The sequence below is a fragment of the Burkholderia sp. SIMBA_062 genome, from assembly GCF_046534765.1.
Classification (GTDB): domain Bacteria; phylum Pseudomonadota; class Gammaproteobacteria; order Burkholderiales; family Burkholderiaceae; genus Burkholderia; species Burkholderia ambifaria.
Genome location: NZ_JAWRYD010000022.1, coordinates 53,447 through 76,126 on the forward strand (window position 1 = coordinate 53,447; position 22,680 = coordinate 76,126).

The 22,680-nt window shown below is 68.2% G+C and carries 17 protein-coding genes; 9 read left to right on the top strand and 8 right to left on the bottom strand.

All coding sequences use genetic code 11. The annotated features are described in order from the left end of the window. Positions 1–298: 298 nt before the first annotated feature. The gene (locus SB786_RS23210; RefSeq protein WP_006760499.1) at positions 299–1,690 is read left to right on the top strand and encodes a sigma-54 dependent transcriptional regulator; all 1,392 of its coding nucleotides are present in this window, start codon (positions 299–301) and stop codon (positions 1,688–1,690) included. Between the two features lie 43 nt (positions 1,691–1,733). Here the strand turns inward: SB786_RS23210 and SB786_RS23215 are convergent, their stop codons facing one another. The 6 genes from SB786_RS23215 to SB786_RS23240 form a co-directional block, all read right to left on the bottom strand. Beyond that, positions 1,734–4,175, bottom strand: a complete 2,442-nt coding sequence (locus SB786_RS23215) for a glycoside hydrolase family 2 protein (protein ID WP_410729584.1) — start codon at positions 4,173–4,175, stop codon at positions 1,734–1,736. A 38-nt stretch (positions 4,176–4,213) separates the two neighbouring features. Further along, complete coding sequence (locus tag SB786_RS23220; RefSeq protein ID WP_410729534.1) at positions 4,214–5,269, bottom strand: DUF1839 family protein; 1,056 nt, start codon at positions 5,267–5,269, stop codon at positions 4,214–4,216. After that, positions 5,266–6,237: an amino acid--[acyl-carrier-protein] ligase gene (locus SB786_RS23225; protein WP_410729535.1), complete on the bottom strand. Its 972-nt coding sequence runs from the start codon at positions 6,235–6,237 to the stop codon at positions 5,266–5,268. Before SB786_RS23225 ends, SB786_RS23220 begins: the two co-directional genes overlap by 4 nt. Further along, entirely contained in the window at positions 6,234–7,430 is a 1,197-nt protein-coding gene (locus SB786_RS23230; protein WP_410729536.1) for an acyl-CoA dehydrogenase family protein, read from the bottom strand. Before SB786_RS23230 ends, SB786_RS23225 begins: the two co-directional genes overlap by 4 nt. Next, positions 7,427–7,678 carry an acyl carrier protein gene (locus SB786_RS23235; protein ID WP_410729537.1) on the bottom strand — a complete coding sequence of 84 codons (252 nt, stop codon included), beginning with the start codon at positions 7,676–7,678 and terminating at the stop codon, positions 7,427–7,429. Before SB786_RS23235 ends, SB786_RS23230 begins: the two co-directional genes overlap by 4 nt. Before the next feature lie 168 nt (positions 7,679–7,846). Next, positions 7,847–8,629, bottom strand: a complete 783-nt coding sequence (locus tag SB786_RS23240; protein ID WP_410729538.1) for a Crp/Fnr family transcriptional regulator — start codon at positions 8,627–8,629, stop codon at positions 7,847–7,849. Between the two features lie 919 nt (positions 8,630–9,548). Between SB786_RS23240 and SB786_RS23245 the strand changes: the two genes are divergently transcribed. Together SB786_RS23245 and SB786_RS23250 are read left to right on the top strand one after the other, a co-directional pair. After that, positions 9,549–10,331 (top strand): Crp/Fnr family transcriptional regulator, encoded by a 783-nt coding sequence (locus SB786_RS23245; protein ID WP_410729539.1) that lies wholly within the window; start codon positions 9,549–9,551, stop codon positions 10,329–10,331. A 2-nt stretch (positions 10,332–10,333) separates the two neighbouring features. Further along, positions 10,334–11,755 carry an undecaprenyl-phosphate glucose phosphotransferase gene (locus SB786_RS23250; RefSeq protein WP_410729540.1) on the top strand — a complete coding sequence of 474 codons (1,422 nt, stop codon included), beginning with the start codon at positions 10,334–10,336 and terminating at the stop codon, positions 11,753–11,755. Positions 11,756–11,842: 87 nt separating this feature from the next. Here SB786_RS23250 and SB786_RS23255 read toward each other — a convergent pair whose 3' ends face one another. Further along, entirely contained in the window at positions 11,843–12,028 is a 186-nt protein-coding gene (locus SB786_RS23255; RefSeq protein WP_175797155.1) for a hypothetical protein, read from the bottom strand. Between the two features lie 343 nt (positions 12,029–12,371). Between SB786_RS23255 and SB786_RS23260 the strand changes: the two genes are divergently transcribed. Together SB786_RS23260 and polX are read left to right on the top strand one after the other, a co-directional pair. Further along, positions 12,372–12,764, top strand: coding sequence for a TraR/DksA family transcriptional regulator (locus tag SB786_RS23260; protein ID WP_006753534.1), 393 nt, complete (start codon positions 12,372–12,374; stop codon positions 12,762–12,764). A 167-nt stretch (positions 12,765–12,931) separates the two neighbouring features. Then, the gene (polX, locus tag SB786_RS23265) at positions 12,932–14,710 is read left to right on the top strand and encodes a DNA polymerase/3'-5' exonuclease PolX (RefSeq protein WP_410729541.1); all 1,779 of its coding nucleotides are present in this window, start codon (positions 12,932–12,934) and stop codon (positions 14,708–14,710) included. Positions 14,711–14,723: 13 nt separating this feature from the next. On the opposite strand, the gene ald is transcribed toward polX, so the two are convergent. Then, on the bottom strand, positions 14,724–15,839 hold the full coding sequence (gene ald, locus SB786_RS23270; protein ID WP_410729542.1) for an alanine dehydrogenase: 1,116 nt from the start codon (positions 15,837–15,839) through the stop codon (positions 14,724–14,726). Between the two features lie 843 nt (positions 15,840–16,682). Between ald and SB786_RS23275 the strand changes: the two genes are divergently transcribed. From SB786_RS23275 to SB786_RS23290, 4 genes are all read left to right on the top strand, one after another. Beyond that, entirely contained in the window at positions 16,683–17,420 is a 738-nt protein-coding gene (locus tag SB786_RS23275) for a gluconate 2-dehydrogenase subunit 3 family protein (RefSeq protein WP_410729543.1), read from the top strand. Beyond that, entirely contained in the window at positions 17,420–19,198 is a 1,779-nt protein-coding gene (locus tag SB786_RS23280; RefSeq protein ID WP_410729544.1) for a GMC family oxidoreductase, read from the top strand. Before SB786_RS23275 ends, SB786_RS23280 begins: the two co-directional genes overlap by 1 nt. Next, positions 19,195–20,622, top strand: coding sequence for a cytochrome c (locus SB786_RS23285; protein ID WP_410729545.1), 1,428 nt, complete (start codon positions 19,195–19,197; stop codon positions 20,620–20,622). Before SB786_RS23280 ends, SB786_RS23285 begins: the two co-directional genes overlap by 4 nt. Before the next feature lie 209 nt (positions 20,623–20,831). After that, positions 20,832–22,547, top strand: a complete 1,716-nt coding sequence (locus tag SB786_RS23290) for a cation:proton antiporter (protein WP_410729546.1) — start codon at positions 20,832–20,834, stop codon at positions 22,545–22,547. The last annotated feature ends 133 nt before the right edge of the window (positions 22,548–22,680 follow it).

Consider the following 22,680-nt stretch of genomic DNA (forward strand, 5'->3'; position numbering starts at 1 on the left):
GCGCGACTGTCGTGTACGACGCGACGCAAATGCGGACGCAATTCCCGTTTGCCGACGTGCTCCGCCTGACGGCGCGTCGCATCAAAGCCGGAACGCCTTGGCTCCCGCGGCCGCGCGTTCCCTTCGAGTTCGATGACAACGAGGCCGGATGAAATCCGGCTCGACCTCCGGGGGCTCTCGCCGTGTGCAGTTTCGATCTTCGCCAAGGCTGCGGAAACGCAGCACGGACTGGCGGCCATGCGCCGCCGCCCGCAGCGCACGCGAACGGTTCGCAGAGTGGAGAAAGTGATGGTTCGCTATGAATATGCCAATAACGCGCGATAAGAGCGCCGGCGCGGGGAGGACTACCGGGCAGCGTCCTCTGATTTACTGGACGCAGTCACCTTCCGTCATGCTTCGCAAGGAACTCGCGCGACGCGACTGGAAAGTGACGATCGTCGCGCACGCAAGCGAGTTGCGCGACAGCTCCGGCGAAATCACCTGCGGCATCCTCGACCTGAGTGGCGGCCACGCCGATGCGATCGGCAGCATCGCGTCCACCTGCGCGTCGATGCGCGATGTCGTGTGGGTCGCGCTCGTCGAGACCGGCCAGACCGCGTCCCCGAACGTGCGCGCGCTGTTGCGCGACTATTGCTTCGACTACATCACCTTGCCCGCGTCGCATCAGCGGATCGCCGACACGGTCGGCCATGCGTACGGGATGGAATGCCTGTTCGCCCGCGATCGCGAACGCCTGGAATCGCAGGAGAACGGCATCGTCGGCACCTGCAGCGCGATGCTGCGGCTGTTCGATACGGTGCGGCGTTTCGCGCGCACGGACGCACCGGTGTTCGTGTTCGGCGAGACGGGAACCGGCAAGGAGCTGACGGCCGTCGCGATCCATCGTCATTCGGAACGGCGCAACGGCCCGTTCGTCGCGGTCAACTGCGGCGCGATCCCGCCGCACCTGCTGCAATCGGAACTGTTCGGCTACGAGCGCGGCGCGTTTACCGGCGCGAACGCGCGCAAGACGGGCTACGTCGAAGCCGCGAACGGCGGCACGCTGCTGCTCGATGAAATCGGCGACTTGCCGCACGAGAGCCAGGCGAGCCTGCTGCGCTTCCTGCAGGAGCGCGCGATTCATCGCCTCGGCGGCAGCGATCCGGTGCCGGTCGACGTGCGAATCGTCTCCGCGACGCACGTCGACCTGCGCGAGGCGATGGAAGAAGGGCGGTTTCGCGCGGATCTGTTCCACCGCCTGTGCGTGATGCGCATCGATCAGCCGCCGCTGCGTGCGCGCGGCAAGGACATCGAACTGCTCGCGCATCACATGCTCGAACGCTTTCGCGGCGACGCGCGCCATCGCGTGCGCGGCTTCTCGACGGATGCGATCACGGCGCTCTACAAGCACGACTGGCCGGGCAATGTCCGCGAACTGATCAACCGTGTGCGGCGCGCGGTCGTGATGACGGAAGGACGCCTGATCACCGCGCAGGATCTCGAGCTCGAATACTGTCTCGACGCGGCTTCGCCGTCCGTCGCCGACATCCGCAAGTCGATCGAGCGCGAAGCGATCGAAACCGCGCTGCTGCGCACGCGCGGCCGCGTCGCTGCTTCCGCGCGCGAGCTCGGCGTGTCGCGCGCGACGCTCTATCGCTGGATGGAAGCGTACGGCATCGAGCGGCCGCGCGGCACGGGGTCGTCGGACTGATGCGCGGCGCGGCCGCGCAACCGCATGGGCGGCGCCGGCCGCGTCAGCGGGCCGGCGCGGCGCGCACGGTGCGTGCGGCGTTGACCGCGCGGATATCGACGGTCGGCGGCGCGCCGGCGGCCGCGCGGTCGCCCGTGTCGTCGAGCGGCACGAGCGCGACGTGTGCCGGCGTGCCGGGTGCGAGATCGAACCAGTCGTCGCGCGGCACGAAGCCCGGCGCGTCGATCTGCACGTGACGTGCGACGTGGCGCGTGTCGATGTCGACATACCACGTGTCGCCGATGCGCGACACGCATGCGTCGATGCCGGGCTCGCGACGTGCGAACACGGCGGGATGCGTGCGGGACGGGAAGTAGAACGCCTGCGACAGCAGCGTGCCATCGTCGGCACGCAGTGTCGCGACGACGGTGTCGTGCTCGCACGGGCCGAAGCGATAAGCGTAGGTCCAGTCGAAGAAGCGGCCGAGCAATTCGGCCGAACCGAGCCGCACCGTGTCGTGCGCGGCGATCCGGACCGGCCCGCCGGCCCGCGCGACCGGCGTGCGGCCGTCGCGCAGCGCGACCAGCTCGACGGCCGCCGACAGCGGCGCCGGCCGCTCGTTGATCACGTGCACGTCGAGGCCGTTCAGCCCTTCGTCGACGAGCAGGACCTGCACCGGCTGAAGCACCTGGCGCAGCGCATACCACGCCGATTTCGGCCGATGCGTCGCATCGATCAAGCCCCATCCGGCGCCCGGCATCACGTCCTGGAACTGCCAGACGAGCGCGCCCGCGCAGCGCGAGCCGGCGCGCCGCCACTCGGCGAAGGTGTCGCGCATCAGGTCGGCGATCGCCGCGCGCGACAGCTCGAAGTAGCGCGACGGATCCTCGCGTCGCAGCCGGTCGGGCGCCACCTCGTACAGCATCTGTAGATAGTGATCCCGAATATCGTCGAAATCCCACGATGTGCCGGGGTCGCGCGGTACGGCCGCCTTCCAGCGCGGCTCATGAACGCCGGGCCAGCCGAGGCTCGCGAGCATCGCGTCGCACGGCACGTTCGCGAACGCGAGGCATTCGCTCGCGAAGCGCACGTCGGCGCGGCGCGCGTCGTCGAGCGGGCGCAGGTACGCGCCGACGCCGTAGTAGTGCGACACGCGCTCGCGTGGCAGGAACGGCAGTGGGCCGCCGTCCGGCGAGTCGGGGACGTAAAGCGCGTCGGGCCGCCGTGCCGCCGCATGGCCGGCGAGGCGCTCGGCGGTCAGTTCGACGAAGCGCTGCTTCGGCCCGAGCCCCGACATCGCGGCCTGCTGCGCGATCTCGCTGCCGCCGCACAGCACCGCGAGCGACGGCGACGCGCGGTGGCGCGTGAGGAACTGTTCGGCTTCCCGATCGACGGCGTCGGCGAACGCGCGATCGTCGAGCGCGTAGTCGAAGTTCGCGAACATGAAGTCCTGCCAGATCAGCAGCCCGAGCCGGTCGCACCACGCATGGAACGCGTCGGCCTCGTAGGTCATCGTGCCGCCGACGCGAATCATGTTGAAGCCGGCGTCGCGCGCGTGCCCGAGCAAACGGCCATAGGTCGCGTCATCCGCGTGCAGCGCGAGCGGCGCGGCGCTGCTCCAGCATGCGCCGCGTGCGAACACGCGCACGCCATTCACGCGCAGCCCGAACCCCTTGCCGTCGTCGCCGGCGTCCGGTTCGATCGTGCGGAAACCTGTCGCACCGAGCGGCCGCCGTTCGGCGCCGATGTGCAGCGCGACGTCGTAGAGCACCGGTTCGCCGTGCGTGTGCGGCCACCAGCGGCGCACGTTGGGCACCGCGACGCTCGCATGCAGCCGGTCGGCGCCAATGTGTTCGAGCGTCGCGTGGTGCTCGCCGCACGACAGCCGCGCCGCGAACGCGTCGGGCAGCGGAGCGGCGAACGCGAGTTCCGCATCGAGCCAGCCGGTGTCGCCGTCGATGCGCGCATGCAGGTCGCAATGGACGAGAACCGGGCCGTCGGCCGGGTCGAGCACGTCGACGGGCCGCCACGGTCCGGTCGGCACGCAGCGCGGAAACCAGCCGCGCATGTGCCCGAGCAGCGACGTGCGAACCGTGCGCAGCGTCGCCGGTTCGGCCAGCCGCGTGCGCCAGCGGGCACGGCGCGATGCGCGCGCGTCGCGCAGGTGCGGCGCGAGGGCGCGGAAGCAGACGGTGAGCCGGTGTGTGCCGTCGAGCGACACGCGCACGTCGTGCGCGACGAACATGCTGTCCGAGCGCAGGATCGGCGTGTCGTCGAGCCATGCCTCGGCGAGCGTCGCGAGGCCATGAAAGCGCAGCACGCGCGGCCCGTGTCCGCGCAGTTCGACGCGATACCAGTGGTCGCGCTCGTCGAGCGACGCCGTTTCGTCAGCCCGACTGGCCAGCGCGAGCGCTTGCGCGACCGTGCCGGGGACGGGGGCTGCGATCCAGCCGTCGGCGGGGAGGTCGAGCGGCCCGCGCACTGCGCCCGCGGCCGTTGCGAGCATCGACCACGCGGGCGCGGCGTGCGCGGCGCTCGCGCGCGTCACCGCATCACCGGCAAGGGAGCCGCGTCGACGCGAACGGGCAGCGCATGTCGCAGCGGCGGGGCGATCCGCCGCGCACAGTCGATCAGGTCGGCGTAAGCCGCTTCGATTGCTTCAAGCGTCGCATCGCCGCGTTCTTCCTTGCCGCGCGCGCAGGCTCGCGCGAGCCGGAATTCCAGCACCATCGCCTCGGATGCGATGCGGTCGCAGGCGACGCGAATCTCCGCGAATGGCCCGACGCAGCCGCTTGCCTGCAGCCAGCGCGTGTAATGGCCGAACAGTTCGAAGTTCGCCCCGAGTTGCCGCACCGAATTGAACGAGTACGCGTGGAAGCGTTCGAGCGGTGAATCGGCGAGCAACTTCGTATCGATCTGCAACTGGCGCCTGAACGCCGTGACCGGATTGACCACCGGCAGGCGGCGCAAGTGCCGCTGCAGCGACGCGAGCGAGACTTCGCACAGCACGCGCTCGTCGAGGGGCGGGAAGCGCCGCTTCGCGCATTCGACGTAAGGCGGCAGCGGCATCGGCGAGCTGCCGCCGACGAGGCCGTTGTAGTCGAAATCCTCGGCCACGTAATAGCCGCTGTTGTGAAAGTAGCCGATCTGGCGGTGCGTGCGATCGATCGCGTCGATGCCGATCGTCGTTTTCGTATGCTGCGCGCGGTAGCTGCTGCCGCGCGTGTCGGGCAGGAACCACGCGTCGACCTCGACGATCATCAGGTGGCCGCGCGCGACCTGCGTCTCGATGTGCTGATCGAGCGGCTCGTAGATCGAGTGCTCCTGCACGACGATTCCGTAGAGCCGCTCCAGTTCGTCGTGCGGAAACTTGAAGAACGTGAACTGGTCGCCCTCGAAATCGAGCGCGATCGTAAACGGCAGCGCCGCGTACGGATTCAGGCCCCACCACCGGAGCACCTCGAGCCACATGTCGACATAGCAGTTGGTCTGTTTCCAGACCATCTCCTGGCTGTGCAGCGGATGCGGCCGGTAGTGGCGTGCGCGATGGCGCACGTCTTCGAACGACGCGTCCTCGCCGTCGCGGGACACGAATTTCATCGCGTGCCCCACAGCACGTCGCGAACTTCCTGCGGCCATGCGTCGAGATCGAAGCCGTGATGACGGAACAGCGCGAGCGTCAGCCGCTCGAGGCCGAAGCCGACGCAGCCCGTGTGCGCGACGTCGCCCGTCGCGGTGCGGATGTCCCACAGCAATCCGAAGTGATCCATGTGGTAGTTGAAGCTCAGGCACGCGGTCTGGCGTCCGTCGTGTTCGATCGGGATCAGCAGCTCGAACTTCAGGTTCTGCCCGCGCTGGCTGTTCGCGACGATCTTGCCGCCGCGTCCGAAGAACGGATCGTTCGCGAGATCGATCGCGTTCGGCAGGCGCAGCGCCTCGATCATCCGCGTGCCGCGCTCCATCCACGTCTCGCGGAACGCGACGATCTGCTCGGGCGTGCCGATCCGCACGTATTCGCGCATCCGGAACAGCTGCATGCGGGTCGGGTCGAGCGACGGCTCGTGGCGGAAGCAGTACGAGAACACGTCGACGATGCGGCCGCCGCCGGGCAGCGCACCCGCGCGCGCGACGACCGGATAGACCGGGTAGCAGGCGGCCGGCGTCATCACGACGTAGGTCGGCTTCTGGCTTTCGGTCCAGTCCTCGCCGCGATCGAGGCACTGCAGCACGCGCTGGTGCCGCTGTTCGTCGCCGTGGAACGCATGCACGCTGCCCGCGAGTTGCGGGAAGCTCTTCATGTATTCGCTGCGCTCGAATTCGGTGCGGCTCATCGCCGGCGGGAAGCGCAGCACTTCGGCCTGCTGGTCGGCGCCCAGGCGCGTGACGAACGCGTCCAGCGCCTCCACGACGCGCTCGAACCGCTCGCTGCGGCCGAACAGGCCCTGGATCCCGGTCGACACGAGCAGGCCCGCTTCGATCAACCCGTCGCGCAGCGGATTGACGCCTGCGCGATCGAGCGGCGCGTCGGACGCGATGGAGGCGGAGGGTACGGAGAGGCGATCGTTCACGAATGTTTCTCCAGCGTCGCGGGACGCAGTGCGAGCAGCAGGCTCGAAGTATTGGCGGCAATGCGGTCGTTGTTGATCATCAGCGGCGCCGCGTGCAAGTCGCGAAGGTGGCGGCCGATGCTGAACGGCGTGCCGTGCTTGTAGCCGGCCATTCCGCAGATCATCATCGCCTGCTGTGCGACCTCGAGCGCCGTCGACGACACATAGGTCTTCAGGGTGTTGATCTCGGCGGCCCAGGCCATGCCGGCCGACCACGAGCGGGTGGACGCGTTTGAATGGAGGCGCAGCACGTTGTCGACGCGCGCCTGCATCGCCTGCATCAGCGCCAGCGATTCGGCGATGCGCCGCGACGCGGGCGACGGCGCGCCGTCGGTCTGGCGCGCCTGCGCGCGGAAGAACTGGTGCGCTCGGTGGAACGCGTCGCCGGCCACGCCTACCCACACCGCCGCCCACAGAATGTGCGAAACCGGCACCATCGTCTGTTCGGCGATCTGCGCGAACGGCACGGGCAGGCATTGCACGGTCGCCCCCTGCGCGTCGAGCACGAAGCCGTTGCTGCACGTGCCGCGCATGCCGAGCGTGTCCCATTCGCCGCGGCGCGTGAGCGTATAGCCGTCGCGCAGCAGCGTGACGAGCACCTGCTCGGACGCCGGCGCGTCGGCATCGCGCCGCGCGGTCGCGAGGATGCCGTCCGCGTAGTCGCCGTACGAGATCGTGGGCGCGGATTTGTGCAGCCGGAATTCGCCGCCGTTGGTCTCGAGTGCGCACTGGCTCGCGCGCAGGTTGCCGCCGACGCCGTCCTCCGACGTGGCCGACGCGAGCAGCCACTGATGGCGCACGAGCTGCTGCAGGAACAGCTTGTGCCAGCCCTGGTCGGCCGCGTGGTTGACGATGCACGCGACCTGGATCTGGTGCATCGCGAACACCATCGCCGACGATGCGCAGGCGTGGCCGAGGATCGAGCATGCCGACGCGATGTCGGCCAGCGACGCGCCCATGCCGCCGAGTTGGGCCGGGACCATCGCGCTCAACAGGCGGCGCGCGCGCATGGCCTCGATCGCCTCGACGGGGCAGCGCGCGTCGCGATCGACGGTATCCGCGTGCTGGGCGGCGATTTGCGCGACCGCATGCGCGGCCTCGTCGAGCCGGCGGGCTTCGTCGTCGGCCGCGAGCTCGGGAAGCAGCGCGCTCATGCGGAATGCTCGGCGCGTTGCAGGGTCGCGATCGTGTCCGCGAGCGCGTCGATGCTGCGGAACAGGTTGCGGTTGAGCATCTCGTCGGGAATCTCGATGTTGAACTGCTTTTCGATCGCGAGCATCAGCTGGATCGTGTCGAGCGAGGAGAGGCCCGCTTCGTAGAGGTCGTCCCCGTCACCGATCGAATCGATCGCGGCTTCGAGATGGGCGACGTGCTTGAGGAGGGTTCTGAGGTCTTTTTTCACGTGCTGCTCCGGCGTGCGTGGTGTCGTCCGCTCGGGCGGACGCGCATAGCGCGCTGACATCCCCCCGGCAGCCCGGCATCAGTAGACCATTCGCACGCACGGCGTTCTGTTCGCCACCCTACAATCGGCTGACCCGAAGCGCCCGCGAACGTGGACCCGCCGTGCGCGTCACGCGCGCGCCGCGGCGCTCACGCCCGAGTCGGCCGACAGGATGCGCTTCATCTCGTCGCGCACGATCGCGCGGCAGCCGCACGACAGTTTCTCGAGGCCGGCCAGATCGGCGAGCACGATCGAGCTCCGGTACTGGCGGATCAGGCCGAGCCTCTGGATCTCCCCGGCTGCGTCCGTGACCGTCTCGCGGCGCACGCCGAGCATCTGCGCAAGCATGCTGTGGGTGACTTGGATCTCGATGCTGCGCGACCGGTCGTACGCGAGCAGGAACCATCTGCATAACTGATGTTTGAGGACGTGATGGCGGCTGCAGAACGTGATCTGCGCGACCTGGGCCATCAGCAGCCGCACGCAGACGAACACGAGATGGCGAATCACCGGCGACCCGTCGAACGCGGCGACGAAGATGCGCCGGTCGAGCCGATAGACGAAGCCGTCGCGACATGCGACGGCGCGGCACGGCATCCGGCCGCTGCCGCCGATCACGTCGTCGCATACGACGCTCTCGCTGCCGATCTGCGCAACTTCCAGCGTCATGCCGCCGGTCGACACGTACTGCAGTGAAATCGCCGTCGTGACGGGCAGGTAGACCGCGGTGAGCATTTCGCCGGGTTCGCACAGCACCTGGCCCGATTTCAGGTGCACGAGCTGAAGGTTGGCAATCAGCGTGGCGCGTTCGTCGCGGTCGACGGCAGCGAGGAACCGGTTGGCGTCGAAGCTGTGGGAAAGCTCGATCATGCCGCTCGCGTGGGCGACGGCGTCATTGGCCTGGTGAGTCACGGCGCATCCTCGTAGGGGGGGGGCGATCGCGCATCGCGTGGCGCCACCCACGAGGGATTCAGCACGCGCGTGCGGATTTGTGTTCGTCGGAATTCGAATGCCGACAGTGCGAAAAGGCTAGCACGCAATTGAATTCGATAAATTTCGTATTACGTCATTTCACAAAGTTTGACGATTCGATGAAAATCCAAGTGTTATGTGGATTTGAAGTTCATGTTTGCGTGAGTTAATCGTCTTGAAGTGAATTGGCGGATAAGTGGCGAATTCCGTGCTGATCGTGAATCAATCGGAGGGCGATGCGGATCGTACTGGGAAATTATTCTGAATGTATTGAACAGTATTTGACAATCGATATTAGAATCTCATTTTGTTCAATAAAATCATCTGTTTAGTGTGGATATGTGCGTTGGCCTACAAAGTCGCGAATGAGTGGATCGATTCAAATTTGAGACAGTTTCAAACGGTCATTTGAGGCCCGGTACGCTGGTCCGGCGCCCTGCGAGACATCACGGAAACAATTGAAAACGGGCCGTAAGTATTTGAACGATAAGCGTCGCGCGCCGCCGCTGGCGCCGCTGCGCGCGACGTGATCATTGATCAGTCGAATCGCATGCTGTCGCTACGGCGGCGGGGGGTGTCCGGAAATGAGACGCTTTTTGCGGTTTTCCGGCGGCTATTCGGGCGTTCTGAATCGCGTGTCTTTTATATATTAAGGATGGAGCGGGTATTGGCACGTAAATCGCTTATTCGGGCAGGCGTGTCGAAACGGGACTACCGATTCGATCCGGCGGCGTGAAGCCGAAGGTCGATTCGGTCGAGGGTTGTGGCCGCAACCCGCGTCGCCGTCCGGACGCGCATCGCGATAACGAGTTCCGCTGACGCGGCTGCATGCGGCGCGGACAATAAAAGGGATACAGACATGCTTCATCTTCACTCGAGCTACTCGGCGAATGCCATTCTCGGTGCCCTCCCCGAGGACAGCATCCGTGCCATTGCACCGCATCTCGAGCTGGTCAGGATCAAGGCCGGCATGCTCGACCGGGTCGGGGAACCGATGCGCCACCTGCATTTCCCGACCACCGCCATGATGTCCGTGCAGCACCTGATGGAGGACGGGGCGATGGTCGAGGTCGCGATGGTGGGCCGTGAAGGCGCAGTTGGCCTGTCGACACTGGTCGGCGGCACCGCGGTGTCGAACCGCGTCGAAGTCCGCATCGGCGGGATGGCCTATCGCGTCCCGACCTGCATCATGCGCTCGGAATTCGAACGTTCGCCGGACACTTACCGCCTGCTGCTGAACTACTGTCAGGCGATGATGGCGCAGGTTTCGCGCAGCGCGCTGTGCAACCGGCACCATTCGGTCAGCGAGCAATTGAGTCGCTGGCTGCTGCTCGCGCACGACCGGATCGACGGCGACGAACTGGCCGTCACGCAGCAGACGATCGCGAACATGCTCGGCGTGCGTCGTGAGGGCGTGACGGAAGCGGCCGGCAATCTGCAGGAGGCCGGGCTGATCCGGCAGCGTCGCGGCCGCATCACCGTGCTCGATCGCGACGGTCTCGAGCGCCAGGCATGCGAGTGCTACGAGCTGATTCGTGCGGACTATCGCCGGCTGCTCGGCTCGCGAGCCGGCGCGCGAGCGATGCCGGTGCGACAGCGCATGCAGGACATGCACGGCGGATTCCCCGCGCACGGTGCGTGACGATGCATGCGCTGGCGGGTGGAACGAATGCGGTGCGGCGTGCCGCGGTCGCCGCGGCCGACGTCGCGCTCGTGCTGGCGGGAACCCTCGCCGCGCAGGCCGCGATGGGGCTCGCGTGGCGTGATCTGTCGGATGCGCAGCGCGGCGCGATTGCATTGCTGTGCGTGCTGACCGTCGCGCTGTTGCCGCGCACCGTGCGCGTGTCGCGCGGTGCGGCGTCGTCGTGTGGAGGCGGGCTCGTGCTGACGCGCACGGTGGTCGCCGTCGTGTGCGCGGGCGCGCTGACGGTGGTCGGCACGATGTGGATCATGAACCGTGGCGGGACGGTCACGACGCGCTGGATCGCGCGGACGGTGCTGTCCGGCGACGCGGCGCTGCTGCTCGGCAGGCTGGCGCTATGCGCGCTGGCGATGAAACGCGGCGATCCGCGCGCGCGGCAGCGGCGCGTCGCGATCGTCGGTGCGACCGCTTACGGACGCGTGGCGATCGAGCGTATGCAGCTCCAGCCGGCCGGACTGTTCGCGGCGGCCTGCGTGTTCGACGACGATGCGCCGGCCGCGACCGCGGCGGACGGGATCGGCGGTGTGCCGGTGATCGACGACTGGGTCGCGCTGCGGCGCATGATCCGCGCCGGCGAGATCGATGAAGTGTGGCTCACGCTGCCGATGTCGCACGAGTCGCGCATCCGGCGCATCGTGCGCGAACTGCGTGACGAGTTCGTCGAGCTGCGGTTGTTGCCGGACGTGCGGCAGATGGCGGTCGTCGAGCGTTCCGCGACCGATGTGCTCGGCATGCCGGCAATCAACCTCGCGACCACGCCGCGTTCCGCGCCGGAACTGTGGGCGAAGTTTGCGTTCGACCGGCTGTTCGCGGTCGCCGTGCTGATTCCGCTGCTGCCGCTGCTCGCGGTGCTGGCGATCGCGGTGAAGCTGTCGTCGCCCGGGCCCGTATTGTTCAGGCAGCGCCGCAAGGGCGCCGACGGGCGGGAGTTCCATATCCTCAAGTTCAGGACGATGCGCACGCATCGCGCGCAGCCGGGCGTCGTGCGGCAGGCCTCGCGCAACGACGCGCGCATCACGCCGGTCGGCGCGTTCCTGCGGCGCACGTCGCTCGACGAGCTGCCGCAGTTCTTCAACGTGCTGTCCGGCCAGATGTCGGTGGTCGGCCCGCGTCCGCATGCGATCGAACACGACGACTTCTACCGGCAACTGATCGACTGCTACATGTATCGCTATCGCGTGCGGCCGGGGATCACGGGATGGGCGCAGGTGAACGGCTATCGCGGCGAGACGCGCAAGGTCGAGGCGATGGCCGCACGCGTGAAGCTCGACCTGTTCTACATGCAGAACTGGAGCTTCTGGTTCGACATGAAGATCATCCTGATGACGGTCGTGCGCGGCTTCGTCGGACGCAATGCATTCTGATGAAGAGGATTTCGAAATATTGAGGTTGAGCGATGAGGCCTCGACGCGACGCGCACCGCAACCGCGAACCCGAAACCCGCGCCGCGCTCAACTGTCCGCAGGCGGCTGTCCGCCCGCCGGCAATGCAGCAGGCGAGACGGCAGGCGAAGCGGCGGGTTGAGCGTCGGGCGCGGCTTGCGCGCTGGACGGCTGGATGGCGTGCTGAATCGTCGGCACGACCATCGTCGGGAACAGGGCCGCAAGGGCCACCCAGATGACGACGCCGAACACCATGACGTTCTCCCGGAAAGCCGCGGATTGGCCGCGCATGTTTTCAATCTATGACGCAACTTTGTACAGGGGATTGATCGACCTCAACGGCCGCTGCGTCGGACGAGTGCGCTCGAGCGGGTGTTCAGGTCCGTCCCCGGTTTTCATGCGCGGGGTGCCGGCGCTGACGCCGGTCAACACATGCGTGTGCATTGGGTTTATGCTGCGTCGAATGCGTCCGGCGCGTCGTGCGCCCGGGCGCGTATCCGGGCCCGGCGGGCGACGCATGCCTGCCTGCCGGGCACCGGCGCGACAACCGCGCGCCGCATCCCTCATTGCGCGGGAACCCGAAAAAGGAGAGACGGCGATGGCGCTCGACCGAGAACAACGACAGACGCTGCAGCGGCGGCTGACCGACAGCGAGCAGACGTTGCGGGCGGATATCCGGACGACCGAGGACCAGCGCGCGTCGGAATCCTATGCCGAACTCGCCGGCGCGGCGCCGGACGAGGGCGACGAGGCGAATGCCGATCTGTTCGTCGACATGGATCATGCATTGATCGGCATGAAGCTGGCCGAGTTGCGCGCGATCGGGCGCGCACAGCAGCGCATGCGCGACGGCAGCTACGGCGAGTGCATCGATTGCGATGCGCCGGTCGGCTACGAGCGTTTGCTCGCGCGGCCGAGCGCCGAGCGCTGCACGCATTGCCAGTCGGTGTACGAGCGTCGCTACGCGACGACGCCACGCGCATCGCTCTGACGTCGGCGCCGCGGCCGCGCCGGCAGCGCGCCCCGCGCGGCGCGACACCGGCAACCGGCGCAGGATGACCAACAGGCGCCCGCTGCCGTCGACATGCGGCACCGGGCGGGCAAGCGCCGGCGCACCCGCGCACGGCGCCATCCACGTGGAAGGGAGCCACGCCGATCATGCCGATCCACAATGCCGAGTGCGCGGCCGTATTCGCCGAAATCGCCGACATGCTCGAGATCCAGGGCGCGAATCCGTTCCGGGTGCGCGCCTATCGCAACGCGGCCCGTACGATCGCCGACTACGGGCGCGACATTCCGGCGATGATCGCGAACGGCGGCGATCTCGGCCAGATTCCATCGATCGGCGCCGATCTCGCGGCGAAGCTGCGCGAGATCGCCGCGACCGGCACCTGCGAACTGCAGCAAACGCTGCGCCATGCGTTGCCCGGCGCGATCGTCGAACTGCTCGACGTGCCGGGGCTCGGCGCGAAACGCGTGAAGGCGCTGCATGACGCATTGCACGTCGACTCGCTCGAACAGTTGCGCGCCGAAGCGAAGAGCGGGCACGTGCGCGCGCTGCCGGGCTTCGGCGCGAAGACCGAGGCGCATCTGCTCGACGCGATCGACGAGCGCCTGCAGCGCGAGCCGCAGCGCTTCCTGCTGCCCGATGCCGCGCATTCGCTGCGGCCGATGCTCGAGCGGTTGCGCCAGGTGGCCGGCGTCGGCGAAGCGGTGGCGGCCGGCAGTTTTCGGCGCTGCCGCGAGACGGTCGGCGATCTCGACATCCTCGTGAGCGCACGCGATCCGGCCGCGGTCGCCGACGCGTTCGTCGGCTGCGGCGACGTCGCGCGCGTGCTCGCGCACGGCAAGACGCGTTCGAGCGTCATGCTCGGCAACGGGCTGCAGGTCGACCTGCGCGTCGTCGACGCCGACGCGTTCGGCGCGGCGCTCGTCTATTTCACCGGATCGAAGGCGCACAACATCGCGTTGCGCCGGATCGCGCAGGCCGGCGGCCTCAAGATCAACGAATACGGCGTGTTCCGCGGCGACGAACGGATCGCGGGCGCGACGGAGGCCTCCGTCTACGAGGCGATCGGCCTTCACTGGGTGCCGCCCGAATTGCGCGAGGGCCGCGGCGAGATCGACGCGTCGCGCGCCGGCATGCTGCCGGCGCTGGTCGAGCGCAAGCACGTTCATGGCGATCTGCACGCGCATACCGACGCGTCGGCCGGGCGCGACAGCCTGCGTGTGATGGCGGACGCGGCCCGCGCGCGCGGGCTCGCGTATCTGGCCGTCACCGATCGCATGCCGGATGCCGGCGGCGGCCGTACCGATTGCGACTGGCTCGTGCGCCAGATCGACGAGATCGACCAACTCAACGCGTCGTTCGACGACTTCGTGCTGTTGAAGGGCGTCGAGGCCGGCATTCGCGAGGACGGCAGCCTCGATGTGCCCGACGACGTGCTCGGCCGGCTCGACCTCGTCGTCGGCGCGGTGCGCGACGGCTTCGACCTGCCGGACGACAGGCAGACCGAGCGGATCCTGCGTGCGATCGATCATCCGTATTTCACGATCCTCGCGCATCCGACGGGCCGGCTGCTCGGCGAACGCGACGCATGCGAACTCGACGTGCCGCGCGTGCTCGCCGCGGCCGCCGCGCGCCGCTGCTTCGTCGAACTCGACGGCGACCCGCGGCGGCTCGATCTGCCGGACCTGTGGTGCCGCGAGGCCGCGAAGGCCGGCGTCGCGGTTGCGATCGGCTCGGACGCCCGCTGCGCGGACGATCTCGACCACCTCGGATACGGTATCGGCCACGCGCGACGCGGCTGGCTCACCCGGCACGACGTGCTCAACACGCGCACGCTCGCGCAACTGCGGCCGCTACTGGCGCGCACGATGGGCGGTGCGGGCAGCGCGAGCGGCGCGTCGAAGCGCGACCGCCCGAAGGGCGCGTGACGGCGCGTGAGGCTCAGGCCAGCACGTCTTGCGCCGCAACGTACGGCAGGCCGAGCGCGAGCGCGACGGCCTCGTACGTGACGTGGCCGTCGCACACGTTCAGGCCCGCGCGCAGATGCGGGTCGTCGGTCATCGCGCGTTTCCAGCCTTTGTCGGCGAGCGCGAGCGCATGGCCGAGCGTCGCATTGTTGAGCGCGAACGTCGACGTGCGCGCGACCGCGCCTGGCATGTTCGCGACGCAGTAGTGCACGACGCCGTCGACGACGAAGGTCGGTTGCGCATGCGTCGTCGCGTGCGAGGTCTCGAAGCAGCCGCCCTGGTCGATCGCGACGTCGACGACGACGGCGCCGGTGCGCATCGTCGCGATCATGTCGCGCGTGACGAGCCGCGGCGCCGACGCGCCCGGCACGAGCACCGCGCCGATCACGACGTCGGCGTCGCGCACGGCTTCGTCGATCGTGTGCGCGTTCGAGCAGACGGTCGCGATCCGGTTCGCGAAGATCAGGTCGAGCTGACGCAGCCGGCCCACGTTGGTGTCGAGCACGGTGACGCGTGCGCCGAGCCCGACCGCCATCTGCAGCGCACCGGTGCCCACCACGCCCGCGCCGAGCACCACGACATGCGCGGCCGGCACGCCGGGCACGCCGGCCATCAGCACGCCGCGGCCGCCGCGCGGGCTTTCGAGGTGCGTCGCCGCGACCTGGATCGACATACGTCCCGCGACCTCGCTCATCGGCGCGAGCAGCGGTAGCCCGCCGCCGGGGCCCGTCACGGTTTCGTACGCGATGCAGACCGCGCCGGACTTCACGAGCGCGGCGGCCTGCTCGGGATCGGGCGCGAGATGCAGGTACGTATAAAGGATCTGCCCGCGCCGCAGCATCGCGCACTCGACGGCCTGCGGTTCCTTGACCTTGATGATCATGTCGGCGCGCGCGAACAGCTCGCGCGCGTCGTCGCACAGCGCCGCACCGGCGGCCGTGTAGTCGTCGTCGAGCAGGCCGATCGCGGTGCCCGCGCCGCGCTGCACGAGCACGCGATGCCCGTGCCGCGTGAGTTCGCGTGCGCCGGCCGGCGTGAGGCCGACGCGGTATTCATGGTTCTTGATCTCTTTCGGCACACCGATCAGCATGAGTCGTCTCCATGGGTATTCGTCATTGTTGTCGTGCCCGAGCGCGCTGCGATCGTCCGACCGTGCGTGCCGGCGAACGGCCCGTGTGCGAGGGGTGCGCATGCACGGTCCGATTGCCGTATTGGAATAAAAGGGTAGTGGTGCCCGGGGGGAAGTCAAGCGGCGGCCCGCTGCGGCGGTGCACGCACTGCACTGCAGCACGCGGCGTGGTGGATTGCGCCGGGGCGTCGCAATGCGCGCGGCATGCGGTATGAGTTTCGTCTTGCCTGCCGTGCAGCGGAGCTGCGCGTTCGCGATCGTTGCGCGCGCATTGATCTTCGCCGTGCGCGCGGTCGGCGATTTCCCGCTGCGTCGGCTTCTTCAATTGATGCGCAGCTCGCGGCGCTTGCGTATACCAACTTCCGCATTTTTCAATTGTTGCGATTTTCGATGCAATGAATTGCATCTAACACTTTGGAACTGGAACCGGTTCCATTTATAATTCGCGGCACCCGTCGCCAACCCCGAAATGAGGGTCGTGCACGTTGCGCTTGCCGCCGGCCGGCGCGGCGTCTAAGTTGAACCAAGGTCATGGCGATGGCAGGTAAATGACGTGAGAAGCCCGGCATTTGTCCGACGATAAGGCCCGCCTAGAGGCCGACCCGCGCGGCGCGCCCGAACCGGCGCGCCTGCGGCTGCATGACGGCGCCACCGAGCAATGCGCGGCCGGCGCCCGCATCGACAGTGTTTCGCAATACAGCAAAAACAGGATCGCCGGCCGCGTTCGGCATGGCTACCGGTCGGGCATGGCGCATGCGGAATGCGCGTCCCCGAACCACGCTCCCCAACGATCAACATCCGACCATGTCCACGCCACCCGACAAACCCAATTCGCGTCGCCGTTTCCTGCGCACGTCGGTCGCGCTCGTGCCGATCGCGTCGGTCGCCGGTTGCGACCTGCGCTCGTCGTCGTCCGCGACCACGGCCGGCAATGCGTCCGCCGCGTCGGCCGGCGCCGAACGCGCGCCGCACAAGCCGACTTTCTTCGATGCGAAGGAGTGGGCGTTCGTCCAGGCCGCCGTCGACCGGCTGATCCCGGCCGACGCCGAGGGCCCCGGCGCCCTCGAAACCGGCGTGCCCGAATTCATCGACCGCCAGATGGAAACCCCGTACGCGCACGGCGCGACGTGGTACATGCAGGGGCCGTTCCAGCAGGGCGTGCCCGAGCTCGGCTATCAGCTCAAGCTCGTGCCGCGCGACATCTACCGGCTCGGCATCGCCGCGGTCAACCGCTATTGCGAAAAGGCTCACGGCAACACGTTCGCCGACCTCGACGCACCGACCCGCGACACCGTGCTCGGCGCACTGGAGAAGGGCGCCGCGCAGATCGACGACGTGCCGTCCACCGTGTTCTTCGGCCAGTTGCTGCAGAACACGCGCGAAGGCTACTTCTGCGATCCGGTGCATGGCGGCAATCACGACATGGCCGCGTGGAAGATGATCGGTTTTCCGGGCGCGCGCGCCGACTTCATGGATTTCGTCAACCAGAACGGCAAGCCGTATCCGTACGGCCCGGTTTCGATCAACGGGGAGCGCAGCTGATGGCCGCGGAAAAGAAGCCGCACGTCGATGCGGTGATTGTCGGCTTCGGCTGGACCGGCGCGATTCTCGCGAAGGAACTGACCGAAGCGGGCCTGAACGTCGTCGCGCTCGAGCGCGGCGAGTATCGCGACACCTATCCGGACGGCGCGTATCCGAACACGATCGACGAGCTGACCTACAACGTTCGCAAGAAGCTGTTCCTCGATCTGTCGAAGACGACCGTCTCGATCCGCCACGGCGTGCAGGACACCGCACTGCCGTACCGGCAGCTCGCCGCGTTCCTGCCGGGCGAGGGCGTCGGCGGCGCGGGGCTGCACTGGTCGGGCGTGCACTTCCGGATCACGCCGGAGGAGCTGCGCCTGCGCAGCCACTACGAAGAGCGCTACGGCAAGAAGTTCATCCCGGAAGGCATGACGATCCAGGACACGGGCGTGAGCTACGACGAGCTCGAGCCGTATTTCGACTTCGCGGAGAAGGTGTTCGGCACGTCGGGCCAGGCGTACAAGGTCGGCGGCAAGGTGGTCGGCGACGGCAACGTGTTCGAGGCGAACCGCAGCGACAACTTCCCGCTGCCCGCGCAGCTCAACACCTATTCGGCGCAGCGCTTCTCCGACGCGGCGAAATCGCTCGGGCTGCATCCGTACCGGCTGCCGTCGGCGAACACGTCGGGGCCGTACACGAACCCGTACGGCGTGCAGATGGGGCCGTGCAATTTCTGCGGTTATTGCAGCGGCTACGCGTGCTACATGTACTCGAAGGCGTCGCCGAACCTGAACATCCTGCCCGCGCTGAAGCAGGCGCCGAACTTCGAGTTGCGCTCGAAGTGCCACGTGCTGCGCGTGGATCTGGACGACACGAAGAAGCGCGCCACGGGCGTCACCTACGTCGACCCGGCCGGCCGTGAAGTGCATCAGCCGGCCGATCTCGTGATCGTCGCCGCGTTCCAGTATCACAACGTGCACCTGCTGCTGCTGTCGGGCATCGGCAAGCCGTACGACCCGATCTCGGGCGAAGGCGTGGTCGGCCGCAATTTCGCGTATCAGAACCTGTCGACGATCAAGGCGTTCTTCGACAAGGACACCTACACGAACCCGTTCATCGGCGCGGGCGGCAACGGCGTCGCGGTGGACGACTTCAACGCGGACAACTTCGACCACGGCCCGCTCGGCTTCGTCGGCGGCTCGCCGCTGTGGGTGAACCAGGCCGGCGTGAAGCCGATCAGCGGCATCGCGACGCCGCCCGGCACGCCGCAGTGGGGCTCGGCGTGGAAGAAGGCGGTCAAGGACAACTACGCGCACACGATCTCGATGGACGCGCACGGCACGAACATGTCGTACCGCGACGTGTACCTCGACCTCGATCCGACCTATCGCGATTCGTACGGCCAGCCGCTCTTGCGGATGACCTTCGACTGGAAGGACAACGACATCAAGATGGCGAAGTACGTGACCGGGCAGATGAAGAAGATCGCGGAGGCGATGGGGCCGAAGGCGATCGGGGTGTCGACGCGCGAGTTCGGCAAGCATTTCGATTCGCGCGCGTACCAGACGACTCACCTGGTCGGTGGCGCGATCATGGGCACCGATCCGAAGACGAGCGTGCTGAACCGCTACCTGCAGTGCTGGGACGTGCACAACGTGTTCGTGATGGGCGCGTCGGCGCTGCCGCAGGGCATCGGCTACAACCCGACCGGGATCATCGCCGCGCTGGCCTATTGGTCGGCACGCGCGATCCGCGAGCAATACCTGAAAAATCCCGCCCCGCTGGTGACCGCATGAAGAGGACAGTGAACCACCACAACCGCCACAACGCCGCGCACCGTATTTCCCCGCTGCGGCGGGCACTGGCGATCGGCGCGACCTGGGCGGCGCTCGGTCTTGCCGGCGGGTCGGCCTTCGCGCAACCGGCGGCGCCGGCTTCGGGCCCGGCAACCGCGCCGGCCGCACAGTCGGCCGACGCGGCCCTCGTCAAGCGCGGCGAATACCTGGCCCGCGCCGGCGACTGTATCGCGTGCCACACCGCAAGCGGCGGCAAGCCGTTCGCGGGCGGCCTGAAGTTCGACACGCCGATCGGCGCGATCTATTCGACCAACATCACGCCGGACCCGAAGACGGGCCTCGGCGGCTGGTCGCTCGACGACTTCACCCGCGCGGTGCGCGAGGGCGTCCGCAAGAACGGCGACACGATGTATCCGGCGATGCCGTTCCCGTCCTACGCGCGTCTGAGCGACGACGACGTGAAGGCGCTCTACGCGTACTTCATGCACGGCGTGGCGCCGGTTGAGCGCGAGAACCGCGCGGTCGACATCGTGTGGCCATTGTCGATGCGCTGGCCGCTGACGTTCTGGCGCAAGCTGTTCGCGCCGACGCCAAAGCCGTTCGATGCGACACCGTATTCCAATCCGGTGATCGCGCGCGGCGCGTATCTGGTGGAGGGGCTCGGCCATTGCGGCGCGTGCCACACGCCGCGCGCGGTGACGATGCAGGAGCGCGCGCTGACCGATGCGGGCGGGCTCGACTTCCTGGCCGGCGGCGCGGCGATCGACGGCTGGGTGCCGACGAGCCTGCGCGGCGAGCCGCGCACCGGGCTCGGCGCGTGGACCGAAACCGAGATCGTGCAGTTCCTGAAGACCGGCCGCACGCTGCGCACGGCCGCGTTCGGCGGGATGACGGACGTGGTCGGCCACAGCATGCAGCACATGACCGACGACGACCTGACCGCGATCGCCCGCTACCTGAAGACGCTGCCGCCGCGCGTGCAGGGCGAGCAGCCGCACGTGTACGACGCTGCCGCCGCGAAGGCGCTGCAGAGCGGCGACGCGAGCAAGCCGGGCGCGGCCGTCTATCGCGACAACTGCATGGCCTGCCACCGCAGCGACGGCCACGGCTACACGCGCGTGTTCCCGGCGCTCGCCGGCAACCCGGTCGTGCAGGGCGAGGATCCGACGTCGCTGATCCACGTCGTGCTGCAAGGCAGCGCACTCGCGGGGACGCACACCGCGCCGTCGACCTTCACGATGCCGTCGTTCGGCTGGCGCCTGTCGGACCAGGAAGTCGCGGACGTGTCGAATTTCGTGCGCACGAGCTGGGGCAATACGGGCGCGGCGATCACGGCCGCGCAGGTCGCGAAGGTGCGCAAGAGCGTGCGGTCGACGCGACCGGAGCCGCCGCCGGGCGCCCGGTTCCCGCAGGCATCCCGCTGACGCGGGCGGGCGGGGCAGCCGGCCGCGCCCGGGTGATCCCTCTCGCGGCGCCGGCCGGCACGGCGACGCGTTGCTTCCGACCGGGGCTGTACCCCGCAATGGCGCGCCGCCGCGTGAAAATTTCGCGGTGGCGCGCCATTCTTGCGCCTCATCCCTTATCCTTTGGCTCTTGAACCTTACTAATTAGTTACAAGATCCTGGGAGGGGGGATGCCTCATGACGTCAGCCTGATTGCGTTGCTCGCGGCCGGTTTCGGTCTCGCGATGATCTTCGGTTACCTCGCGTCGCTGCTGAAAATGCCGCCGCTCGTCGGCTATCTGCTCGCCGGTATCGTAATCGGCCCCGGCACGCCCGGTTTCGTCGGCGACCTGTCGCTCGCGCAGCAGCTTGCCGAAGTCGGCGTGATGCTGCTGATGTTCGGCGTGGGCCTCCATTTCTCGCTCGGCGATCTGCTCGCGGTGCGCAAGATCGCGCTGCCCGGGGCAGTCGTCCAGATTACCGTCGCGACGCTGCTCGGCGGCGGGCTTGCGCTCACGTGGGGCTGGAGCCTCGGCGCGGCGCTCGTGTTCGGGCTCGCGCTGTCGGTCGCGAGCACCGTCGTGCTGTTGCGCGCGCTCGAAGGGCGCGGGCTCGTCGAGACGGTCAACGGACGCATCGCGGTCGGCTGGCTCGTCGTCGAGGATCTCGTGATGGTGCTCGTGCTCGTGCTGCTGCCGCCCGTCGCGGGGTTGCTCGGCGGCACGCCGCCCGGCGACGCGCACGCGGCCGGCGGCAGCGTGTGGGGCACGCTCGGCGTCACGATGCTGAAGGTCGCCGCGTTCATCGTGCTGATGCTCGTGGTCGGCAAGCGCGTGTTCCCGCGCATCCTGTGGCTCGTCGCGCGCACCGGTTCGCGCGAGCTGTTCACGCTGTGCATGATCGCGGCAGCGGTCGGCATTGCGTTCGGCGCGGCGAAGCTGTTCGACGTGTCGTTCGCGCTTGGCGCGTTTTTCGCCGGGATGATGATGCGCGAGTCGGAGTTCAGCCGGCGCGCGGCCGACGAGACGCTGCCGCTGCGCGACGCGTTCTCGGTGCTGTTCTTCATTTCGGTCGGGATGCTGTTCGACCCGACGGTGCTGCTCACCCAGCCGCTGCACGTGATCGAGGTCGCGGCGATCGTGCTGATCGGCAAGACGCTCGCGGCGGTCGCGCTCGTGATTGCGTTCCGCTATCCGCTGAACACCGCGCTGACGGTCGGCGCGGGCCTCGCGCAGATCGGCGAGTTCTCGTTCATCCTCGCCGGTCTCGGCCGGGCCCTCGGGTTGCTGTCGGCCGAGGGGCAGAGCCTGATTCTCGCGGTCGCGCTGATCTCGATCGCGATGAACACGCTGCTGTTCGCGATGATCGATCCGGCGCTCGCCTGGATTCGCAAGCATTCGGCGTTCGCGCGCAAGCTCGAGGCACGCGACGATCCGCTCGCCGCGCTGCCGATGTCGACGCCGCAGACGCACCTGACCGGTCAGGTCGTGATCGTCGGCTACGGCAAGGTCGGCGCGCGCATCGCGCATGCGCTGGACGAGCGCGGGATCGCCTATGTCGTCGTCGAGCAGAACCGCGAACTCGTCGAGAAGCTGCGCGCGGACGGCGTCGCGGCCGTGTCCGGCGACGCGATCGAGCCGGTCGTGCTCGTGCAGGCGCATATCGCGCGTGCGGGGATGCTCGTCGTCACGCTGCCGGACGTATTCGACGTGCGGCAGATCGTCGAGATCTCGCGCACGCTGAATCCGACGCTGGAGGTCGTGCTGTGCACGAACAGCGGCGACGAGGCCGACTTGCTGTCGAGCGAGGGCGTCGGCACCGTGTTCATGGGCGAGAGCGAACTCGCGCGCGGGATGACCGAGCACGTGCTCGGCCGGATGGTTAAGCCGGTGGCGGCTGCGCATTGACGGTTGCGCATGCGCGTATTCGACGGCCCTGTCACACGCCCGGCCGCGTTCGCGCGGGCAGCGGGATCGCGCGGGCTGTCGGGACTGCGCCGGCTGTCGGCACAGCGACAGCGCGCATGAGCGGCATTCGACG